This window comes from Paenibacillus sp. CECT 9249 (assembly GCF_918697855.1).
Lineage (GTDB): Bacteria > Bacillota > Bacilli > Paenibacillales > Paenibacillaceae > MSJ-34.
Genome location: NZ_CAKKLI010000003.1, coordinates 312234 through 326897 on the forward strand (window position 1 = coordinate 312234; position 14664 = coordinate 326897).

Genomic DNA, 14664 nt, shown 5'->3' on the forward strand with positions numbered 1-14664 from the left:
AACGACTTTGGAGGTGAAGATTGTTGAGGCTGATCTTGTTATCCGGCGGTTCGGGCAAGCGCTTGTGGCCGTTAAGCAACGATTCCCGATCGAAGCAATTTTTGAAAGTTCTGTTGAACGAGCATGGGCATTATGAATCGATGATTCAACGGGTATGGAGGCAAATCGGAAGGTCCGGATTGGAAGAGGCTTCCGTCATCGCTACGAGCCAATCGCAACAGGACATCGTGCTGGGCCAATTGAACGGGCGGGCTAAAATCATCGTCGAGCCGCAGCGAAAGGATACGTTCCCGGCTATCGCGTTATCGGCTTTGTATTTATATTCGCAAGAGAAGTTGCATCCCGATGAAGTCATTGCGGTGATGCCGGTCGATCCGTATGTGGAGTTGCATTTTTTCGATCTGATCAAAAGGACGGAGAGAGCGCTCAAGCATTCGGGGGCCGATCTTGCGCTCATCGGGGTGAAGCCGACGTATCCGGCCGAAATATACGGATATATTATGCCGCGCTACGAGGACATGAACGAGTATTTGAAGGTAAGCTATTTCAAGGAGAAACCGGGCGCGAGAACGGCAGAACAGTTAATTCAGGGTCGAGCCCTTTGGAATTGCGGCGTTTTTTCTTTTCGCTTGCGGTTCTTATTGTCTATTTTGGAACGGAAGGGTTTGCCTGTCGAGTACGAACGTTTTCGGCAAGCTTATCCCGGACTGCCTGCCAACAGTTTCGATTATGAAGTAGTCGAGCATACGGACAAAATGATTGTGCTGCCTTATGACGGATATTGGAAAGATCTTGGAACATGGGAGACGTTGACAAACGAAATGGCGAATACGGTGGTCGGCAAAGGAATCATCAAAGATTCCGGAAACTTTCCCAACAATCATATCGTCAACGAGCTCGACATTCCGATCGCCGTCATCGGTCTGTCCGATACGATCGTCGCTGCGAGCCCGGACGGGATTCTCGTCAGTTCCAAATCGGCCAGCGCGCAAATTAAGGAGCTCGCTTTCTTCGTCGATAACCGTCCGATGTATGAAGAGAAGCGATGGGGATTTTCAAAGATTATAGATTATAAGAAGTATGATAACGGCAAGGAAGTTTCGATAGAGCGGGTGCAAATATGCGCAGGCAACCGAATTGAATACCCCGTCAGTCAGACGAGAAAAGTGTGGACCGTGATTAGCGGCGAAGGCGAGGCGAATGTGGCTGGCCACCGGCGTACGGTCCTGCCGGGAAAGACGCTGCAAATCGAGCGAGGCTCCGCGCATTCGATTCTAGCGGCAACCGATTTGGATATGATTGTCGTGCAACTAAACATAGATTGAAAGTCCGGCTTTTGCAGTAATGCAAAAGACGGTTTTTTTTATTGCCGCCATGTTCGTCCAAGCGAATTTTTGCGAGATTCATATATTAGAGTATACCTATCAAGGGAGGTGAACTTAAATGGCCAGATTAATAGATTCGCAAATTTCGCAAAACTCCGGATCCTTTGGCGCGCCGAACACGGTATTGGACGGAACGCCTCAATTATTCGGAACGTTGGGATTAATTACGGCTGGCGCGGGTCCGAACCTCCGCGTCATTTTGAACGCCACCGTTACGATAGGGAGTGTCCTTACCGTTCTTACCCCCGCAGTCGTCCAAATTTTTAGAGGCGTAGGGCCTGGAGCCACTCTAATCTATACGGCTGTAACTACATTGCCATTATTAGGCGTCGCCGCTTTAACAACGATTCCAATTACGGTAACGGCTGCCGATTTCAATCCTCCGAACCCGGGATTCTTAACGTACCAAGCTTTCGTCTTTGTCGGCGGAGTCGCTGTCGTCACACGGATCGGTCCCGAGAGCTTCAACGCAACCGCTTATTCCGACTAATGGCGCCGCAAAGCAAAAATCCCCTTCGCAACAGCGAGGGGATTTTTGCATTCATTGCGCTTCCGCAGTCCACCGCAACAGGAGTCCGGCTTGCACTAAACCGCCGCCGAAACCGAACAACAGCATCAGATCGCCCGGTTTGACGCGGCCGTCGCGCAAAGCCAAATCGATGGCGAGCGGAATCGTCGCAGCCGAAGTGTTTCCGTAGTATTGGAGACTATGCAGCGTCCTTTCGAACGGGAAACCGGATTTTTCGCAGATCGATTCGATCATGCGCAAATTCGCGCTATGCGGCACGAACCAATCGACGTCTTGCAGCGAATATTCGGTTTGCTTTATTAATGCGTTCATGCCCTCAGGAACCGTGGAGACGGCCCAGCGATATACCTCGCGCCCGTTTTGCACCATTTTGCCGCCCCCCGACAACGGGGTTCCGTTCAATTGCTGCGCGAGATTAGCGCGGTATACATGGATTCCGCCTTTGCCCGCCGTCGTATTATAAGCCGCCAGAAACGCGCCGGGTTCGCCGGTGACCCGTTCCACGAGAACGGCGCCGGCGCCGTCGCCGAATAAGATGCAAGTGGAGCGGTCCGTATAATCCGTTACTTTGGAGAGCGTCTCCGCGCCGATCACGAGGATTTTGCGATGAATGCCGGAAGCGATCAATCCGTTCGCAAGTTGCAAACCGGATACGAAAGCGGCGCAAGCTGCGGAAATATCGATCGCGCCGCAGCCATCGATGCCAAATTCGGCCTGCACCAGCGCCGACATGCTAGGAAAGATCGTATCCGGCGTCGTCGTGCCGACGATAATATAATCCACATCGCGAAGCGATACGTTATACCGCTCGACCATATTGCGTACTGCGTTGATACATAGATGGCTCGTAAACTCATTCTCGCCGGCGATGCGGCGCTCGATCATTCCGGTCCGTTGCACGATCCATTCATGGGTCGTATCGACCATTTGTTCCAAATCGGAATTCGTCAGCACCTTTTCAGGAACGTAAGTGCCAATTGCCGTGATGCGGGCGTAGGAATTCACATGACTCACTCCTAATATCAAATATTAGTATTAGGTACTAAATTTATCATTAGATTACTTGATCAGTGATCTATTGTCAACTGTTTTTCGCCTCATCATTTCCGATAAGTGCTTTCGTTAAAAAATACCCGTTCGACACGAAATGACAACATTTTTGCGCTATAAAGGATAACCTGTACTTATGCAGAAATCAATGAATGAGGAGGATTGCCAAATGACAGATCCGGATTTGAATTTGAAATCAGATCGGAACGAAACGAATCCTTATACGGAAAATACGGACGATAAACGGAAGGAGCTTGTATCGGTTGCAAATTCGGCTTCCAGCCAGCCCGTGAAAATCAAGATCGATACGAAAATGGTAATCGATTTGCTGCAAAACCCGTTGAAAAGTTTGGAATTGCATTCATCGGCGCAATGGATATACGGCATTTTTGGCGTTGGAGCGGCTTTACTGGGCTTTATCGTTTGGGCGATCGTTACGATCGCATCCTTTATGTCGCTTTTTTTGAATCCGTTCTCAAGTTTCGGACTGAAAGGCCTGTTCGGTTTCGGCACTTGGATGTTGTTTTTATTCCAAGCGCTTATTTTCGGCCTGTTGTCCCAAACCGTACTTATGACTTCCGTCTGGCTGTTCGGCAATCGCTTTGCCGACGCGAAGCTCAGCCCGAAGGAAATCGTTACCGTTCTTGGCGGAGTGCAGTGGCTTCCGGGGGCGGCGATGATTGTCGGCGGATTGCTTAGCGCGCTCTATTTTCCGCTCGGATTTGCCGTTTTCGCCGCCGCATTGCTTGTTAATCTCGTACTGATTCTGACCGCCGCCTTGGAGATGTACGCATTCCGTTCGACCGTACATAAAGCCCGTATGATCGTTGTTTCGGTAGGGGTATACTTTTTTGTTACATTTATTTTATTCAGCATTCTCGGTTTTAATCCGTTGTAAGCGCTGCGTTGCGATGGACTGCATTTAGCGGAACTGGCAAATTCATTACAGCATAGCTTCATGTGCAGCCGCACATCCTACATCTTGTTAGCCCTCAAATATAAACGGATGGAGGATGGATATGCGAGCTAAAAAAGCAATCAGTTTGTCTTTGGCGACGGCTCTTGCGTTCGGCATGGTTGGTTTGACAGGTTGCGTGCCGAATAACACCGGAACGCCGAAAACGAATAATGTAACAAGAAGCGGCAATTACAGATTGAATACGACGCCGGCGGATTTCAACCGGAATGTGGGGCGCGGTAACATTACGGCCCGTTCCGATAACGGCATTCATCCGATGAGCAATATGCACATGAGCCGGGAAATCGCGGACCGGATCACCGCTTTAAACGGCGTGCAAAGCGCGAATGTGCTGTTGACGGATCGTAACGCATACGTAGCCGTCACGCTGCGCGATCATGTTACGAATCGAACAGACGGAACGGTTGGCACGCACAGGACAAATGCGGTCAACCGAACGAAAGGCATGCATGGAACTGCGGCAACGAAAAAGGCGACAAATTATACGGCTAAATATGCAAAACGTTACGGGGAAAGAGGCATGACAAATTACGGGACGCCTAACGTTACTTACCCGAAGAGATATGTGTCCGGCATGACGGGCTATACGACGCATACGACGGACCGGAATCGAATCGGCACGCATACGGCTCCGCATCATTACCGTGCCAAATCGAACGCGCTCAGAACGGATCATGACGGCCGCATGAATCGCATGGGAAGTACGGCGCGTACCAAACCGATCTATCCAACAACGAATTACAACCGTCCGTCGGTATACAATACGACTCCAAATATGACCAATACCGATGTAGACAGTGCAATGAAGGATCGGATCGCCAAAGTCGTTAAGGAAATGGCCCCGCATGTGAATAACGTATATGTTTCGTCCAACCCGGATCTCGTGTCGCGATTGAACAACTACATGACTCATGTTAGCAACGGACATCCGATTGCCGGATTCGCCCAGGAATTTTCCACATTGGTTCAGCGCATTTTCCCGATGAATGCCGGCGCTAACGTAACTCCGTCTCGTACGGGTACGACAGGTACGGGAATGTATGGTTATAGAGGATATAATACCAATACGTTGTTGCCTCGTACAACGCCGACCACTCCTATGGCTCCGTTGACGACCGGAACGGTTCATCATAACTACTCGGTAAATCCGGGACCGGCGGTAAGTACGCGATAATGCAATTATAAAGCTTTTATGTTCGTTTGAATGCCCATTTTTTGCGCGGAGCGCACCATTATATATGACGCTTCATAGTATAACTTTGACTGTATCCCTTAACCTTGTTATACCATAAAATCCCGAGCAAGGAGGGGTGACACTATTGAAGCGTAGCGCTCCTTAGAATGACCTTTGCCTTAACATTTGACGGCAAAGGTTATTTTATATTCGCTTGGGGGGGATTGGCGGCATTCTGGCGCCAATACATACGGCGAAATATCTCCCCCCTTACCGTCAATTCGCATCCATTTCCGCATAACTATTGTAGTAAAGGAAACTAAGCGATGAAGAGGGAGGCGATGAACCTTTGCCGGTATATAAAGATCCGAGGGCGCAAAAAAACGGGTGGTATTACGAAATTGAAGCGGGCAAAGATCCGGTCACCGGAAAAAGGCGGCGCCGCAAAAAACGCGGATTCCGTACCAAGAAAGAAGCGGAACGGGCGATGATCGCCGCCAAGTTGGAACTTGAAAATCAACGAAACGGTTCCGATTCGGCCGGAGATGTCCTTTACGGCGATTACGCGCGAACATGGCTTGCGAGGCGACGCCAGTTAAGCGGCAATACGAAGCAATTGTATGCCTCCTATTTAAAGCGCCACTTGCTGCCGGCATTCGGACAATTGAAATGCTCGGAAATAACATCCGAGAAAATTGCGTCGTTTTTAAACGATCTGTACGGCAAAAGATTGTCCGACGCTTCGATCAAGCGTATTTTTTCCTTGCTGCACGCGATGCTGCAATCTGCCGCCAAAGCGAATGTAATCGTGAAAAACGCCGCATCGTTCGTCGACAAACCGGCAGTGAAACGCAGGGAGTTTACGGTATGGGATATCGGGCAAATCCGTTATTTTCTTAGAATGCTGCGAAGAGGAGGACGTTATTCGATCGCGATCGGTTTGGCGTTATTAACTGGGATGAGACAAGGGGAAATTCTCGGCTTGCGGTGGTCGGATATCGATTTCGAGCATAAAGTGGCACGAATTCGGCAAACGCTCTCGCATGACGGAAGAACATTCCAGCCTGGCGCTAAAACCGATAAAAGCGTTCGCGTCATCGCTTTGACCGAGGAAACGATTGCGTGGCTTGTGGAACACCGGGAATGCGTCATCAAGGAACGCCAGGAAGGCGGCCAACCGGATGAAGGCAATCAGCCGCCCGATTTGGTCGTATGTACGCGCGAAGGCAAACCCGTTCCTTCCCGGACACTTTACAAAGCTTGGAGGCGCATGCTGGCGCATTCGCAGCTGCCGCCCATTACTTTTCACGATTTGCGTCATACCCATGCGAGCATACTATTAAAGCAAGGGGTGCATCCGAAAATCGTATCCGAGCGGCTAGGGCACTCTTCGGTTTATATGACGCTGGATACGTATTCGCATTTGCTTCCCCATTTGCAGCATGAGATGGTAAAACCGCTCGATCGGCTTTTATTCGGTCAAGAAAAAGAGAGCCGGCCCGATTCGTCCGAGAGCGGCGCAACGGCCGCTGCCGCGGAACGAGCCGGAACGGCTTCGCCAATGCCTTAGCGGTTGGATTGTCCTTTCACCCAAACCGTAAGCAAATTCAAATCTTCGTCCAGGAGCAGCAAATCCGCTTGTTTTCCAACGGCAATGCTGCCTGTGCGGTCGTCGATGCCAAGCGCTTTGGCCGCGTTATAGCTTGTCAGCAATACGGCTTCTTGTAAGGTGACGCCGACGTGGCGAATGAAGTTGCGGAATGCGTTAATCATCGTTAACGTGCTGCCGGCCAAGGAATCCCCTTCTTTCAGGCGAGCCTGACCGTCTTTTACGACGACATCCAAGCCCCCGAGCTCGTAATCGCCGTCGCCAAGTCCCGCGGCGGACATCGCATCTGTAATCAATACAAGGTTGTTGTCCGTTTTCGCTTTGGCTACGATTTTCATGACCGCAGGGTGGACATGGATGCAGTCGGCGATCAATTCCGCGACGATTCCGTCCAAGCTAAGCACGGCTCCGGCCGTTCCCGGATTGCGATGATGAATCGGGGTCATCGCGTTGAAAGTATGGACCGCTTGGTTCAATCCGGCCTTTACGGCTTCTTCGATCTGCTCATACGAAGCGTCCGTATGCGCGGCCGCTACGTTGATCCCTTGTCCGCGCAGCCATTCGATCGCTTCCAACGCCCCGCTGCGTTCGGGGGCGAGGGAAACTTGCTTAATGACGCCCGGATATTTCGCAACCCAATCTTGGAGCCAGTCCAATTGCGGGTCGATCATATAAGCGGGATTTTGCGCCCCTTTATATTTGACGTTAATGAACGGTCCTTCCAAATGGACTCCTTCCAGTTGGGCGTAAGGCATCGGCTCGCTCATATAACGCTGAACTTCTCCCAGGACGCGGTCCAACGCTTCGCGGGATGCCGTCATCGTCGTCGCGACCATCGCCGTCGTACCGTTGTCGCGGTGAAATTTCGTGATTGTGTCCAACACTTCTTTATTGGAATACATAAAGTCGGCTCCGTATCCGCCGTGAACATGCACGTCGATAAAGCCCGGAATAACCCAGCCGCCTTTGGCGTCGATCGCGCCGGCATCCCATTCGTTCCGCTTCTCCGGCGGCAACTCCGACGGCAAGCCCGCAAATGCGATTTTTCCGTTTTCGACCCGAACATATCCGTTTTCAAGCGTAGTTTCGGGCGTAACTACTTTGGCGTTGTAAATGCAGAATGTTTGAGAGTCGCTCATGACAACATTCCCCCTGCTTCTTTGTCGAGTAACACAACGACATTCGGATGGGTCTGCAGAAGCGATGCCGGAACGTCCGTCGTAATCGCCCCTTGCAAAGCGCGCTGCACGATTGCGGCTTTTTCCGCTCCGCGCACGACGAGGATAATCATCTTCGCTTTTAATATCGTGCCGACTCCCATCGTGATCGCCTGGGTCGGAACTTCGTCGATCGAATTGAAAAAACGGGCATTGGCTTTGCGCGTTTCTTCCTTTAATTGTACGATATGAGTGCCGCTGTTCAACGATTGATCCGGCTCGTTGAAACCGATATGGCCGTTATGGCCAAGCCCCAAAATTTGCAAATCGATTTGTTTGCTGTTCGTCAACATATCGTCGTAGTCCCGGCATTCCTTCTCCAAATCGGCCGCGTTTCCGTTCGGCACATGCGTTTGTTCGAGCGGGATATCGATATGGTTGAACAATTTTTCGTTCATAAAAGTGCGGTAGCTTTCCGGATGGTCTTCCGGCAGACCGATATATTCGTCCAGATTGAACGTCGTCGCGTGTTTGAAGCTGACGCGGCCTTTTTGATACAGCTTGATCAATTCTTCGTAAATTCCGATCGGCGTGCTCCCGGTCGCGAGACCGAGTACGGCGTTCGGTTTCGTTTGCACCAAGCTTGCGATAATGCCTGCGCCTACCTCGTTTAATTCTTCATTCGTCTCAAATGTCAAAATGTTCATGTCGCTTACGTTTCCTCCCTTTTCTTTGCGATATTTCTCAACCATACGGTATGAGCGTTCCAATTTCGGAATAAGATCCGTAAACTGTTCGCTGACAAGCGCCGAAAAAATAATGTCGATCACATGCAATTGAGCGATGCGCGACGCCATATCTCCTCTGCGCATCCCCTCCTCTAACGAAGAGGTGAACAATTTGATGTCCGCCAAATCAGACAGCGTGTTGCTGCCGTATTTCGTGAGCGAGATCGTCGTAGCGCCATTCGCTTTGGCGCATTTCAACGCATCGATCGTTTCAAGCGTTTCCCCCGAATAGGATATGGCGATTGCGACATCGTTAGGCGTTAGATTGGAGGCGGAAGTGATCTGCATATGCGAATCGGTGTAAGCGCACGCGTGTTTGCCGATCAGAACCAGCTTATAATAGAAATCTTGCGCCACGATTCCCGAAGTAGCCACACCGTACAAATCGATCCGTCCGGCCTTGTTCAGAGCTTTCAACGCCCGTTCAAGCTCCGTCAAATCCAGCAAACGCGTCGTATCCGAAATCGAGAGCAAGTGATTCGCCTCGATGGCCGATACGGTGCCGGCAAGCGAATTGCCGGCAATAATGTCTTGGTACGATTGCGAGGAAGCATGCTGAGCCATGTCCGCAGCCAATTTTGTCTTGAAATCCGGAAATCCGCGGAAATATAACGATTTGCAAAAACGGGTCACCGTAGCCGCGCTCGTGCCGGACTGCTCTGCCAAATCCGTAATGCCCATCGTCACCACATGCCCCGGAAATTGCAAAATATAATCGGCCAGTTTCCGCTCTTGTTGATGAAGATGGTCTAGTTGCTTCCTAATAGCGTGTAATATGCTGGACACGATATCACTTCCCGCATGAAAAAAATTTTAATGATTAAACTTTGTGACATGAAAATAATTTCAACACTATCATAAGGGATATTGAAAATTTTTTCAATAGGATTATCGTCAAATCGGAGGCCATATATTCAATGAAAGAGGGGGGAGGCGCGAAATGGCGAAATCGTCGGCGAAGTCACTCGATCATTACCCGTCTGTTCTGGATGTGAAGGACGTGCAGGAAATACTCGGCATCGGCCGGGGGACTGCCTATGGTCTGTTTCATTCCGGCCAGTTTCATACGATTCAAATCGGAAGACGCCTGAAGGTGTCCAAAGAGGTGTTTATTCGCTGGTTGGAAGGTCAGGAGGAAGGCAACGGGCAATCTTGACGTCAGGCAGGACGCCGGCGTTTGGCGGCGCTTCGGCGGGAAACGCCGCGGCACGCGGCGAGCGAAGAAATAACGTCGCTCCCGGACAGGCGCAAATGGATGAGAGGTAACGATAAGCGGCGTTACGGGAAGGCACGATGCACGGCCTGTCAAGACGCTATTCGCCGGAATGCTGTTACCATTGAAGGGTAGCGACCATAAGAGTAAATTTTTGTTGACAAATCGTGAACGTGAAGTCTTTGAACTGTTAGTTCAAGACAAAACAACTCGTGATATTGCCGGCCAACTTTTTATCAGCGAAAAGACGGTCCGCAATCATATTTCGAATGTAATGCAGAAGCTCAATGTAAAGGGTCGTTCACAAGCGGTTGTCGAGCTGATCAAGCTTGGGGAATTAAAAATCTGACCGATAGCCTTACTTTATTAACCTTCTTTGTACAATCCCGCAAGGGACTGAGGAAGAAGGTTCTTTGATTTTCAATTCGCGGCCCAAAGGAAAAACAAAGAAAAATCAAAGATTTGTATAAGAACACTTGTTCCTGCTCGTGGTATTCTTATACCATCGAGAATCGAGCAAAGGCGAGCACCTGAACTATTCGTCACCTGCGCCGTTTGCGGCGTATATAGGAAAACCGCAGGTATGGATCGCTTTGCCCGGCACTCTTCGATGATACAAAGGCAACTGTAAAGAGCCGCTCGCGAATGGCAATCATTCCGGCGGCTTTTTCCCGTTGCCGGAAAGATGTGGGACCGATGAGAAGGAAGTCGAAAAGAAAAGAGGAAGCGGCGAAGGCTGTGCAGCCGGATCAATGCAAAGGCTGCCTATGGGGGAAATGGGCCGGAACGACGCAGGTATGCGGCATGCCGAGATGTGTGAGGGAGTTTTGGTAGAGCCATAAGTCTGGTAAAACTTGTTTATTTGGCAAACTTAATTTCCATTGTTTCAAAGTCGGCTTTGCATTTGGCTCTTATCATAAAATCAATGCCGAGTATGCCGTCAAAGCCGTAAGGCTCTTGGATCGATCCGAGTTGGATGGGGAAATCTTTCAAAGCAAAATGATCAATTTGAAGCTCAGGGATCATCTGTTCATAGCAAATTTCACTTGTTCCCCCTACTCCATACATTCGCTTTGCTCTTCCGTTTATAAAATCAATGTAAATGCCGATCTGAGCAATCACATCGGTATCAAACACCGTTGCGGCACAGCCTGTATCGAACAGGACGTTCGATAAAACAATCGATTGATTGTTGTGAGTTAGGGTCAAAGAAACAATCGGCAAGCCATGCTGGAGTTGCATCTTCATGGGCGTTGCCGTACGCCTGAGAAGAATTCTTCAACAACCTCCACATCGCTTCGGCTGGTATGGAATACGTAAAGTTCGCGTGTCGGATGCAGCTTGTGAAAATGCTTGTACCCACTCCATGCTTCTTGTGGATTGTCGTAATCCTGAATAACCGCCATGTCCTCCAATTGGCGTATAAGGTTATTGGAGCTTGCTTTGATTGCCTCCACCAAGACAAAACGACCCGGATGCAACTCGGTAATTTCTCCCCATTTCATCGGCTTCACCTCGTTCGAATTGTAGTATGTCTATTATAGCATACTTGTACAAGGGTTATGGAAGTGAGTGTTGTCGAGCTGACAGGAAAACAAAGAAAAAACAAAGATTTATATAAGAACATTTGTTCCTGTTCGTGGTATTCTTATACCATCGAGAATCGAGCAAAGACAAGCGCCTGAAATATTCGACACCAGCGCCGCTCGCGAATGGCGATCATTCCGGCGGCTTTTTCCCGTTGCCGGAAAAATGTGAGACCGATGAGAAAGAAGTCGACTGTGAAAGGAGGTGATTCGTATGTCGAAGTTTCAGGAGTTAAACCCTAATCTCCGTAAAGTGCTGGAGCATTTGATTTCATCGCAACGGCTCTGCAAATATCTCGTTTACGATACGCTCGATCCCGTTAGCCAGCCGGATGTGCAGCATCCCGACGAACTATTGTATGAGCGTATCTCGCCCGTTCCGAGGAATCCGCCTGTTGAAGCCGAGCCTCATTCATATATCACGGTCATGTTCGATCAGTTCAATCCTGGGGGAACATATGCGGTGAAAGAAGGGGCGTTAACGCTGTTCGTTATTTCGCATGTCAGTCTTTGGCGGTTGAACGAAGGAATAAGGCCTCTTGCCGTCATGCATGAAATCGATCGTTTACTCAACCAGCGGCAGGTAATTGGTCTGAACCCGGCCAAGTTCGATCAGGCCAAATGGATCGCGGTAAACGATAACTTCAGCGGGTATCAATTAAGTTACAAAATTGCATTTGCAAATTAAGCGGTGAAGAAGCATGGAAACTTTGAAGTATATTTTGGGGCAACCCGAGTATGTCGATGGTGCCGGTCCGATTTATCCCGTAAAACTGAAACATTACGACGAGTTTCGGCAGTGCAGCAGCGTTCTGTATTACTCGAAACTCCATTTTAACGAACAATTTCAGACTTTTCCGCTATTGGATTTGCTCATATTCGGCCTGCGGGACGAGCAAGTTACCGATATGCTGAAACGGTTGTTTTGCCTTGTTCTGCGAAAAAATGTGGAATATATCGAGCTTGGCGATAAGTACGCTTTCCTTACCGATGACGGCAACGCGGTTCGGCGCGATAACTATGATGAAATCAGAAAGATCGTCATGCGGCAAAATTTGCTGTTCGAACAAAAAATTTACCGGAACGAACTTACGCAGGCTTGGGCGAACAAAGTGCTGCAGGCGAAAGCGAAACAAGGCGTCAATATTACATTGGAAGATATGGTAACCACCGTGTCTGCCATTACCGGCAAAAGTTACGATCAACTGGCCGAACAAACGATTTATCAGCTTCATGCTGATTTTAAAAGAATCGCAAAAGATAAAGACTATCAAACAAGCATCGCTATGATGTGCGCCGGCGCGGATCAAATAAACGTTCGGCACTTTGCCGAGCAAATCGATTTGTTCGAAAATCCGTACGACGCATTATTCGTCGGCAAGGAACGGCTGACGCAATTGGATCGGGCGATGTCGCAATAAACTTGGGTTTGTTGCGAAGATTTTCTATCGGTGAAAAAACTTCTAGCGAAGTATTTTCATATAGACTACATATTCATAGGAGGAAAACAGAGTATGGCATTTATTGCAGACGTTTTTGATGTATTATTGGTGGACGATTCCGGCGAGGTGTTCGCGACGACGACGCTTCAGACGGCGGATATCGAGGTTACCGTGAAAGAGAACGAATGGAGGGGCGGTAAAGGCAATTCGCTGCTGGCAATCATTCACAGCAATCGCGACATTGCCGTTAAATTATCCGACGCGGAATTCCGCTACGATTGGATCGCCCGGCAACTGGGGCAAAACGTCGTAACGGGAACCGGCGTAGGCTACGCGATGCCGAAATGGTATAAAGCGTCCGGGACGACCGATGTAAAAATTACGTTGGACGAAACGCCGCTCGCGGATACGCTAGCGATTTACAAGGCCGACGGAACGCTGATCCCTAAAACGGATTATTCGGCTGCCGGAAAAGAAGTGAAATTTTCAACCGACGTGAAAGCCGGCGATCAGGTGGAGGTTCGAACGTATCAATTTGCGACGCCTGCGCAAACGCAAACGATCGCGATCGACAATACCGTATTCGCGAAAGGCTGCAAACTGATCCTGGAAACGCTGGAGATCGACAGCAACGAGGTGCCGGTGTACAAAATCCAGTACCAATTCGATCAAGCGATGCCGTCGGGCAACTTCTCAGTCAAAACGGCGTCCGAGCGCAACGCGCAAGCGCAGGCGTTCGACCTGAAAATTTTGAAGCCGAGAGAATCCGATGTCGTCGGACGTGTCGTACGCATTCCGTTATCGTAATCCGGCGGGGGTGGAGCGTGATAGCTCCCCCTCTTTATTTTTCCAATTGAGAAACTCTTCTTGCGAAGGGTTTTTGAATCCAAAAAATAAAGGGAAACAGGAGATGAAAAAAGGATGACTAATTCGAAAGCAGCATCGAAGCCTAAATCGAAAAAATTGACGGTTGCCGCTTTAAACAAGCTGGACGCCGAACTGAATGAAATTAAAACGGTGCCGATTCTTGGAGGGCAATATCAATGCTCGATCGATCGAACGTTTCGCCATTCCAAAATCCAGGAACTGCTATTTGCTTATTTCGCTTTACTGGAAGAAGCACAGCAAGACGGAGGGATCGCTAGGAAGACGCTGCATCGGGTACCGGCTCTTTTGCATGCGTTAATCGTAAAATATTTTACCGATCTGCCGCTCCAATCGGCGGAAACGTTGGAGAATCTGACTGCGGTTTCGCATAAGCTGCTGGATCTGGGCATTATGGATCAGCTGTTCTCCGGCACCGAGAACGGTTTCGATCCGTCGCAAATAGAAAAAGTGTCAAAGGCGATTCGAAAAAGCTCCGAGTCGCTCGGCGGCATGCTGGAAGAGACGGACAAAATATCGGTGATCGCGAAGGGAGTTTGAAACGATGAAAAAGTACGCTCTATCGGATGAAGTCATCAACAATCTGCTCGTTTTTTTAGATCGCGTGAAATATGAAGGATTGAAGGAGACGGTCGCTTTGAACGATATTTTGCAAGCGATCAGCAAACCGGCGGATGAGACAGAGGGAAGCGGCGCGGCCGTATGCAGCGAATAAGACGTTATGCGAATGATTAATGTAAAGTCCAGCGGTAAGATGTCAAGTCCCTGATTCTTGAGAATTGGAAATTTTCTTGGCCGTAAAGCAAGGGAGTCAGGGAAAATGACAGCACCAAACTAAACCCAGCCCGAAAATCAAGTCATTTACCA

General features: G+C 49.4%; 18 protein-coding genes and 1 pseudogene. 13 read left to right on the plus strand and 6 right to left on the minus strand.

Annotated elements, in window-relative coordinates:
• The first annotated feature begins 23 nt into the window (after positions 1 to 23).
• Together LQ229_RS04880 and LQ229_RS04885 are read left to right on the plus strand one after the other, a co-directional pair.
• Positions 24 to 1325, plus strand: a complete 1302-nt coding sequence (locus LQ229_RS04880; RefSeq protein WP_216536538.1) for a sugar phosphate nucleotidyltransferase — start codon at positions 24 to 26, stop codon at positions 1323 to 1325.
• Positions 1326 to 1443: 118 nt separating this feature from the next.
• Positions 1444 to 1875, plus strand: coding sequence for a hypothetical protein (locus LQ229_RS04885; RefSeq protein WP_216536537.1), 432 nt, complete (start codon positions 1444 to 1446; stop codon positions 1873 to 1875).
• 51 nt (positions 1876 to 1926) lie between these two features.
• Here the strand turns inward: LQ229_RS04885 and LQ229_RS04890 are convergent, their stop codons facing one another.
• Complete coding sequence (locus LQ229_RS04890) at positions 1927 to 2928, minus strand: ketoacyl-ACP synthase III (RefSeq protein WP_216536536.1); 1002 nt, start codon at positions 2926 to 2928, stop codon at positions 1927 to 1929.
• Between the two features lie 205 nt (positions 2929 to 3133).
• Here LQ229_RS04890 and LQ229_RS04895 point away from each other — a divergent pair, with 205 nt between their 5' ends.
• From LQ229_RS04895 to LQ229_RS04905, 3 genes are all read left to right on the plus strand, one after another.
• Positions 3134 to 3862: a hypothetical protein gene (locus tag LQ229_RS04895; protein WP_216536535.1), complete on the plus strand. Its 729-nt coding sequence runs from the start codon at positions 3134 to 3136 to the stop codon at positions 3860 to 3862.
• 121 nt (positions 3863 to 3983) lie between these two features.
• On the plus strand, positions 3984 to 5117 hold the full coding sequence (locus tag LQ229_RS04900; RefSeq protein WP_230191068.1) for a YhcN/YlaJ family sporulation lipoprotein: 1134 nt from the start codon (positions 3984 to 3986) through the stop codon (positions 5115 to 5117).
• 349 nt (positions 5118 to 5466) lie between these two features.
• Positions 5467 to 6687 (plus strand): site-specific integrase, encoded by a 1221-nt coding sequence (locus LQ229_RS04905; RefSeq protein ID WP_230191069.1) that lies wholly within the window; start codon positions 5467 to 5469, stop codon positions 6685 to 6687.
• Here LQ229_RS04905 and nagA read toward each other — a convergent pair.
• The 3 genes and pseudogenes from nagA to LQ229_RS04920 form a co-directional block, all read right to left on the minus strand.
• Positions 6684 to 7865, minus strand: coding sequence for an N-acetylglucosamine-6-phosphate deacetylase (gene nagA, locus LQ229_RS04910; RefSeq protein WP_230191070.1), 1182 nt, complete (start codon positions 7863 to 7865; stop codon positions 6684 to 6686). The genes LQ229_RS04905 and nagA overlap by 4 nt on opposite strands.
• Positions 7862 to 8590 (minus strand): glucosamine-6-phosphate deaminase, encoded by a 729-nt coding sequence (gene nagB / locus LQ229_RS04915; protein WP_230191088.1) that lies wholly within the window; start codon positions 8588 to 8590, stop codon positions 7862 to 7864. The genes nagA and nagB overlap by 4 nt, the downstream gene beginning before the upstream one ends.
• 15 nt (positions 8591 to 8605) lie before the next feature.
• Positions 8606 to 9457, minus strand: a pseudogene (locus LQ229_RS04920) (MurR/RpiR family transcriptional regulator); the annotation flags it as partial.
• Between the two features lie 154 nt (positions 9458 to 9611).
• On the opposite strand from LQ229_RS04920, the gene LQ229_RS04925 reads away from it, so the two are divergent.
• The 3 genes from LQ229_RS04925 to LQ229_RS04935 all read left to right on the plus strand — a co-directional run bounded on the left by LQ229_RS04925 (position 9612) and on the right by LQ229_RS04935 (position 10718).
• On the plus strand, positions 9612 to 9827 hold the full coding sequence (locus LQ229_RS04925; protein WP_216536531.1) for a helix-turn-helix domain-containing protein: 216 nt from the start codon (positions 9612 to 9614) through the stop codon (positions 9825 to 9827).
• Positions 9828 to 10008: 181 nt separating this feature from the next.
• A complete protein-coding gene (locus tag LQ229_RS04930) occupies positions 10009 to 10233 on the plus strand; it encodes a LuxR C-terminal-related transcriptional regulator (RefSeq protein WP_216536656.1) in 225 nt (74 codons plus the stop codon).
• Positions 10234 to 10529: 296 nt separating this feature from the next.
• On the plus strand, positions 10530 to 10718 hold the full coding sequence (locus LQ229_RS04935; RefSeq protein WP_230191071.1) for a hypothetical protein: 189 nt from the start codon (positions 10530 to 10532) through the stop codon (positions 10716 to 10718).
• Between the two features lie 24 nt (positions 10719 to 10742).
• On the opposite strand, the gene LQ229_RS04940 is transcribed toward LQ229_RS04935, so the two are convergent.
• Positions 10743 to 11132 carry an aspartyl protease family protein gene (locus LQ229_RS04940; protein ID WP_230191072.1) on the minus strand — a complete coding sequence of 130 codons (390 nt, stop codon included), beginning with the start codon at positions 11130 to 11132 and terminating at the stop codon, positions 10743 to 10745.
• Positions 11129 to 11389 (minus strand): hypothetical protein, encoded by a 261-nt coding sequence (locus tag LQ229_RS04945; RefSeq protein WP_230191073.1) that lies wholly within the window; start codon positions 11387 to 11389, stop codon positions 11129 to 11131. The genes LQ229_RS04940 and LQ229_RS04945 overlap by 4 nt, the downstream gene beginning before the upstream one ends.
• 295 nt (positions 11390 to 11684) lie before the next feature.
• Here LQ229_RS04945 and LQ229_RS04950 point away from each other — a divergent pair, with 295 nt between their 5' ends.
• The 5 genes from LQ229_RS04950 to LQ229_RS04970 all read left to right on the plus strand — a co-directional run bounded on the left by LQ229_RS04950 (position 11685) and on the right by LQ229_RS04970 (position 14512).
• Entirely contained in the window at positions 11685 to 12158 is a 474-nt protein-coding gene (locus LQ229_RS04950; protein WP_230191074.1) for a hypothetical protein, read from the plus strand.
• 13 nt (positions 12159 to 12171) lie between these two features.
• Positions 12172 to 12891: a hypothetical protein gene (locus tag LQ229_RS04955; protein ID WP_230191075.1), complete on the plus strand. Its 720-nt coding sequence runs from the start codon at positions 12172 to 12174 to the stop codon at positions 12889 to 12891.
• Between the two features lie 93 nt (positions 12892 to 12984).
• Positions 12985 to 13719, plus strand: coding sequence for a hypothetical protein (locus LQ229_RS04960; protein ID WP_230191076.1), 735 nt, complete (start codon positions 12985 to 12987; stop codon positions 13717 to 13719).
• Between the two features lie 114 nt (positions 13720 to 13833).
• Entirely contained in the window at positions 13834 to 14337 is a 504-nt protein-coding gene (locus tag LQ229_RS04965) for a hypothetical protein (RefSeq protein WP_230191077.1), read from the plus strand.
• 4 nt (positions 14338 to 14341) lie between these two features.
• A complete protein-coding gene (locus LQ229_RS04970) occupies positions 14342 to 14512 on the plus strand; it encodes a hypothetical protein (RefSeq protein ID WP_230191078.1) in 171 nt (56 codons plus the stop codon).
• The last annotated feature ends 152 nt before the right edge of the window (positions 14513 to 14664 follow it).

Bases quoted from the DNA above. Each gene is read 5' to 3' on its own strand.
- LQ229_RS04885 (WP_216536537.1), top strand. From the start codon at position 1,444: ATGGCCAGATTAATAGATTCGCAAATTTCGCAAAACTCCGGATCCTTT.
- LQ229_RS04895 (WP_216536535.1), top strand. From the start codon at position 3,134: ATGACAGATCCGGATTTGAATTTGAAATCAGATCGGAACGAAACGAAT.
- LQ229_RS04900 (WP_230191068.1), top strand. From the start codon at position 3,984: ATGCGAGCTAAAAAAGCAATCAGTTTGTCTTTGGCGACGGCTCTTGCG.
- nagA (WP_230191070.1), bottom strand. From the start codon at position 7,865: ATGAGCGACTCTCAAACATTCTGCATTTACAACGCCAAAGTAGTTACG.
- nagB (WP_230191088.1), bottom strand. From the start codon at position 8,590: ATGAACATTTTGACATTTGAGACGAATGAAGAATTAAACGAGGTAGGC.
- LQ229_RS04925 (WP_216536531.1), top strand. From the start codon at position 9,612: ATGGCGAAATCGTCGGCGAAGTCACTCGATCATTACCCGTCTGTTCTG.
- LQ229_RS04935 (WP_230191071.1), top strand. From the start codon at position 10,530: ATGGCAATCATTCCGGCGGCTTTTTCCCGTTGCCGGAAAGATGTGGGA.
- LQ229_RS04940 (WP_230191072.1), bottom strand. From the start codon at position 11,132: ATGAAGATGCAACTCCAGCATGGCTTGCCGATTGTTTCTTTGACCCTA.
- LQ229_RS04945 (WP_230191073.1), bottom strand. From the start codon at position 11,389: ATGAAATGGGGAGAAATTACCGAGTTGCATCCGGGTCGTTTTGTCTTG.
- LQ229_RS04950 (WP_230191074.1), top strand. From the start codon at position 11,685: ATGTCGAAGTTTCAGGAGTTAAACCCTAATCTCCGTAAAGTGCTGGAG.
- LQ229_RS04955 (WP_230191075.1), top strand. From the start codon at position 12,172: ATGGAAACTTTGAAGTATATTTTGGGGCAACCCGAGTATGTCGATGGT.
- LQ229_RS04960 (WP_230191076.1), top strand. From the start codon at position 12,985: ATGGCATTTATTGCAGACGTTTTTGATGTATTATTGGTGGACGATTCC.
- LQ229_RS04965 (WP_230191077.1), top strand. From the start codon at position 13,834: ATGACTAATTCGAAAGCAGCATCGAAGCCTAAATCGAAAAAATTGACG.
- LQ229_RS04970 (WP_230191078.1), top strand. From the start codon at position 14,342: ATGAAAAAGTACGCTCTATCGGATGAAGTCATCAACAATCTGCTCGTT.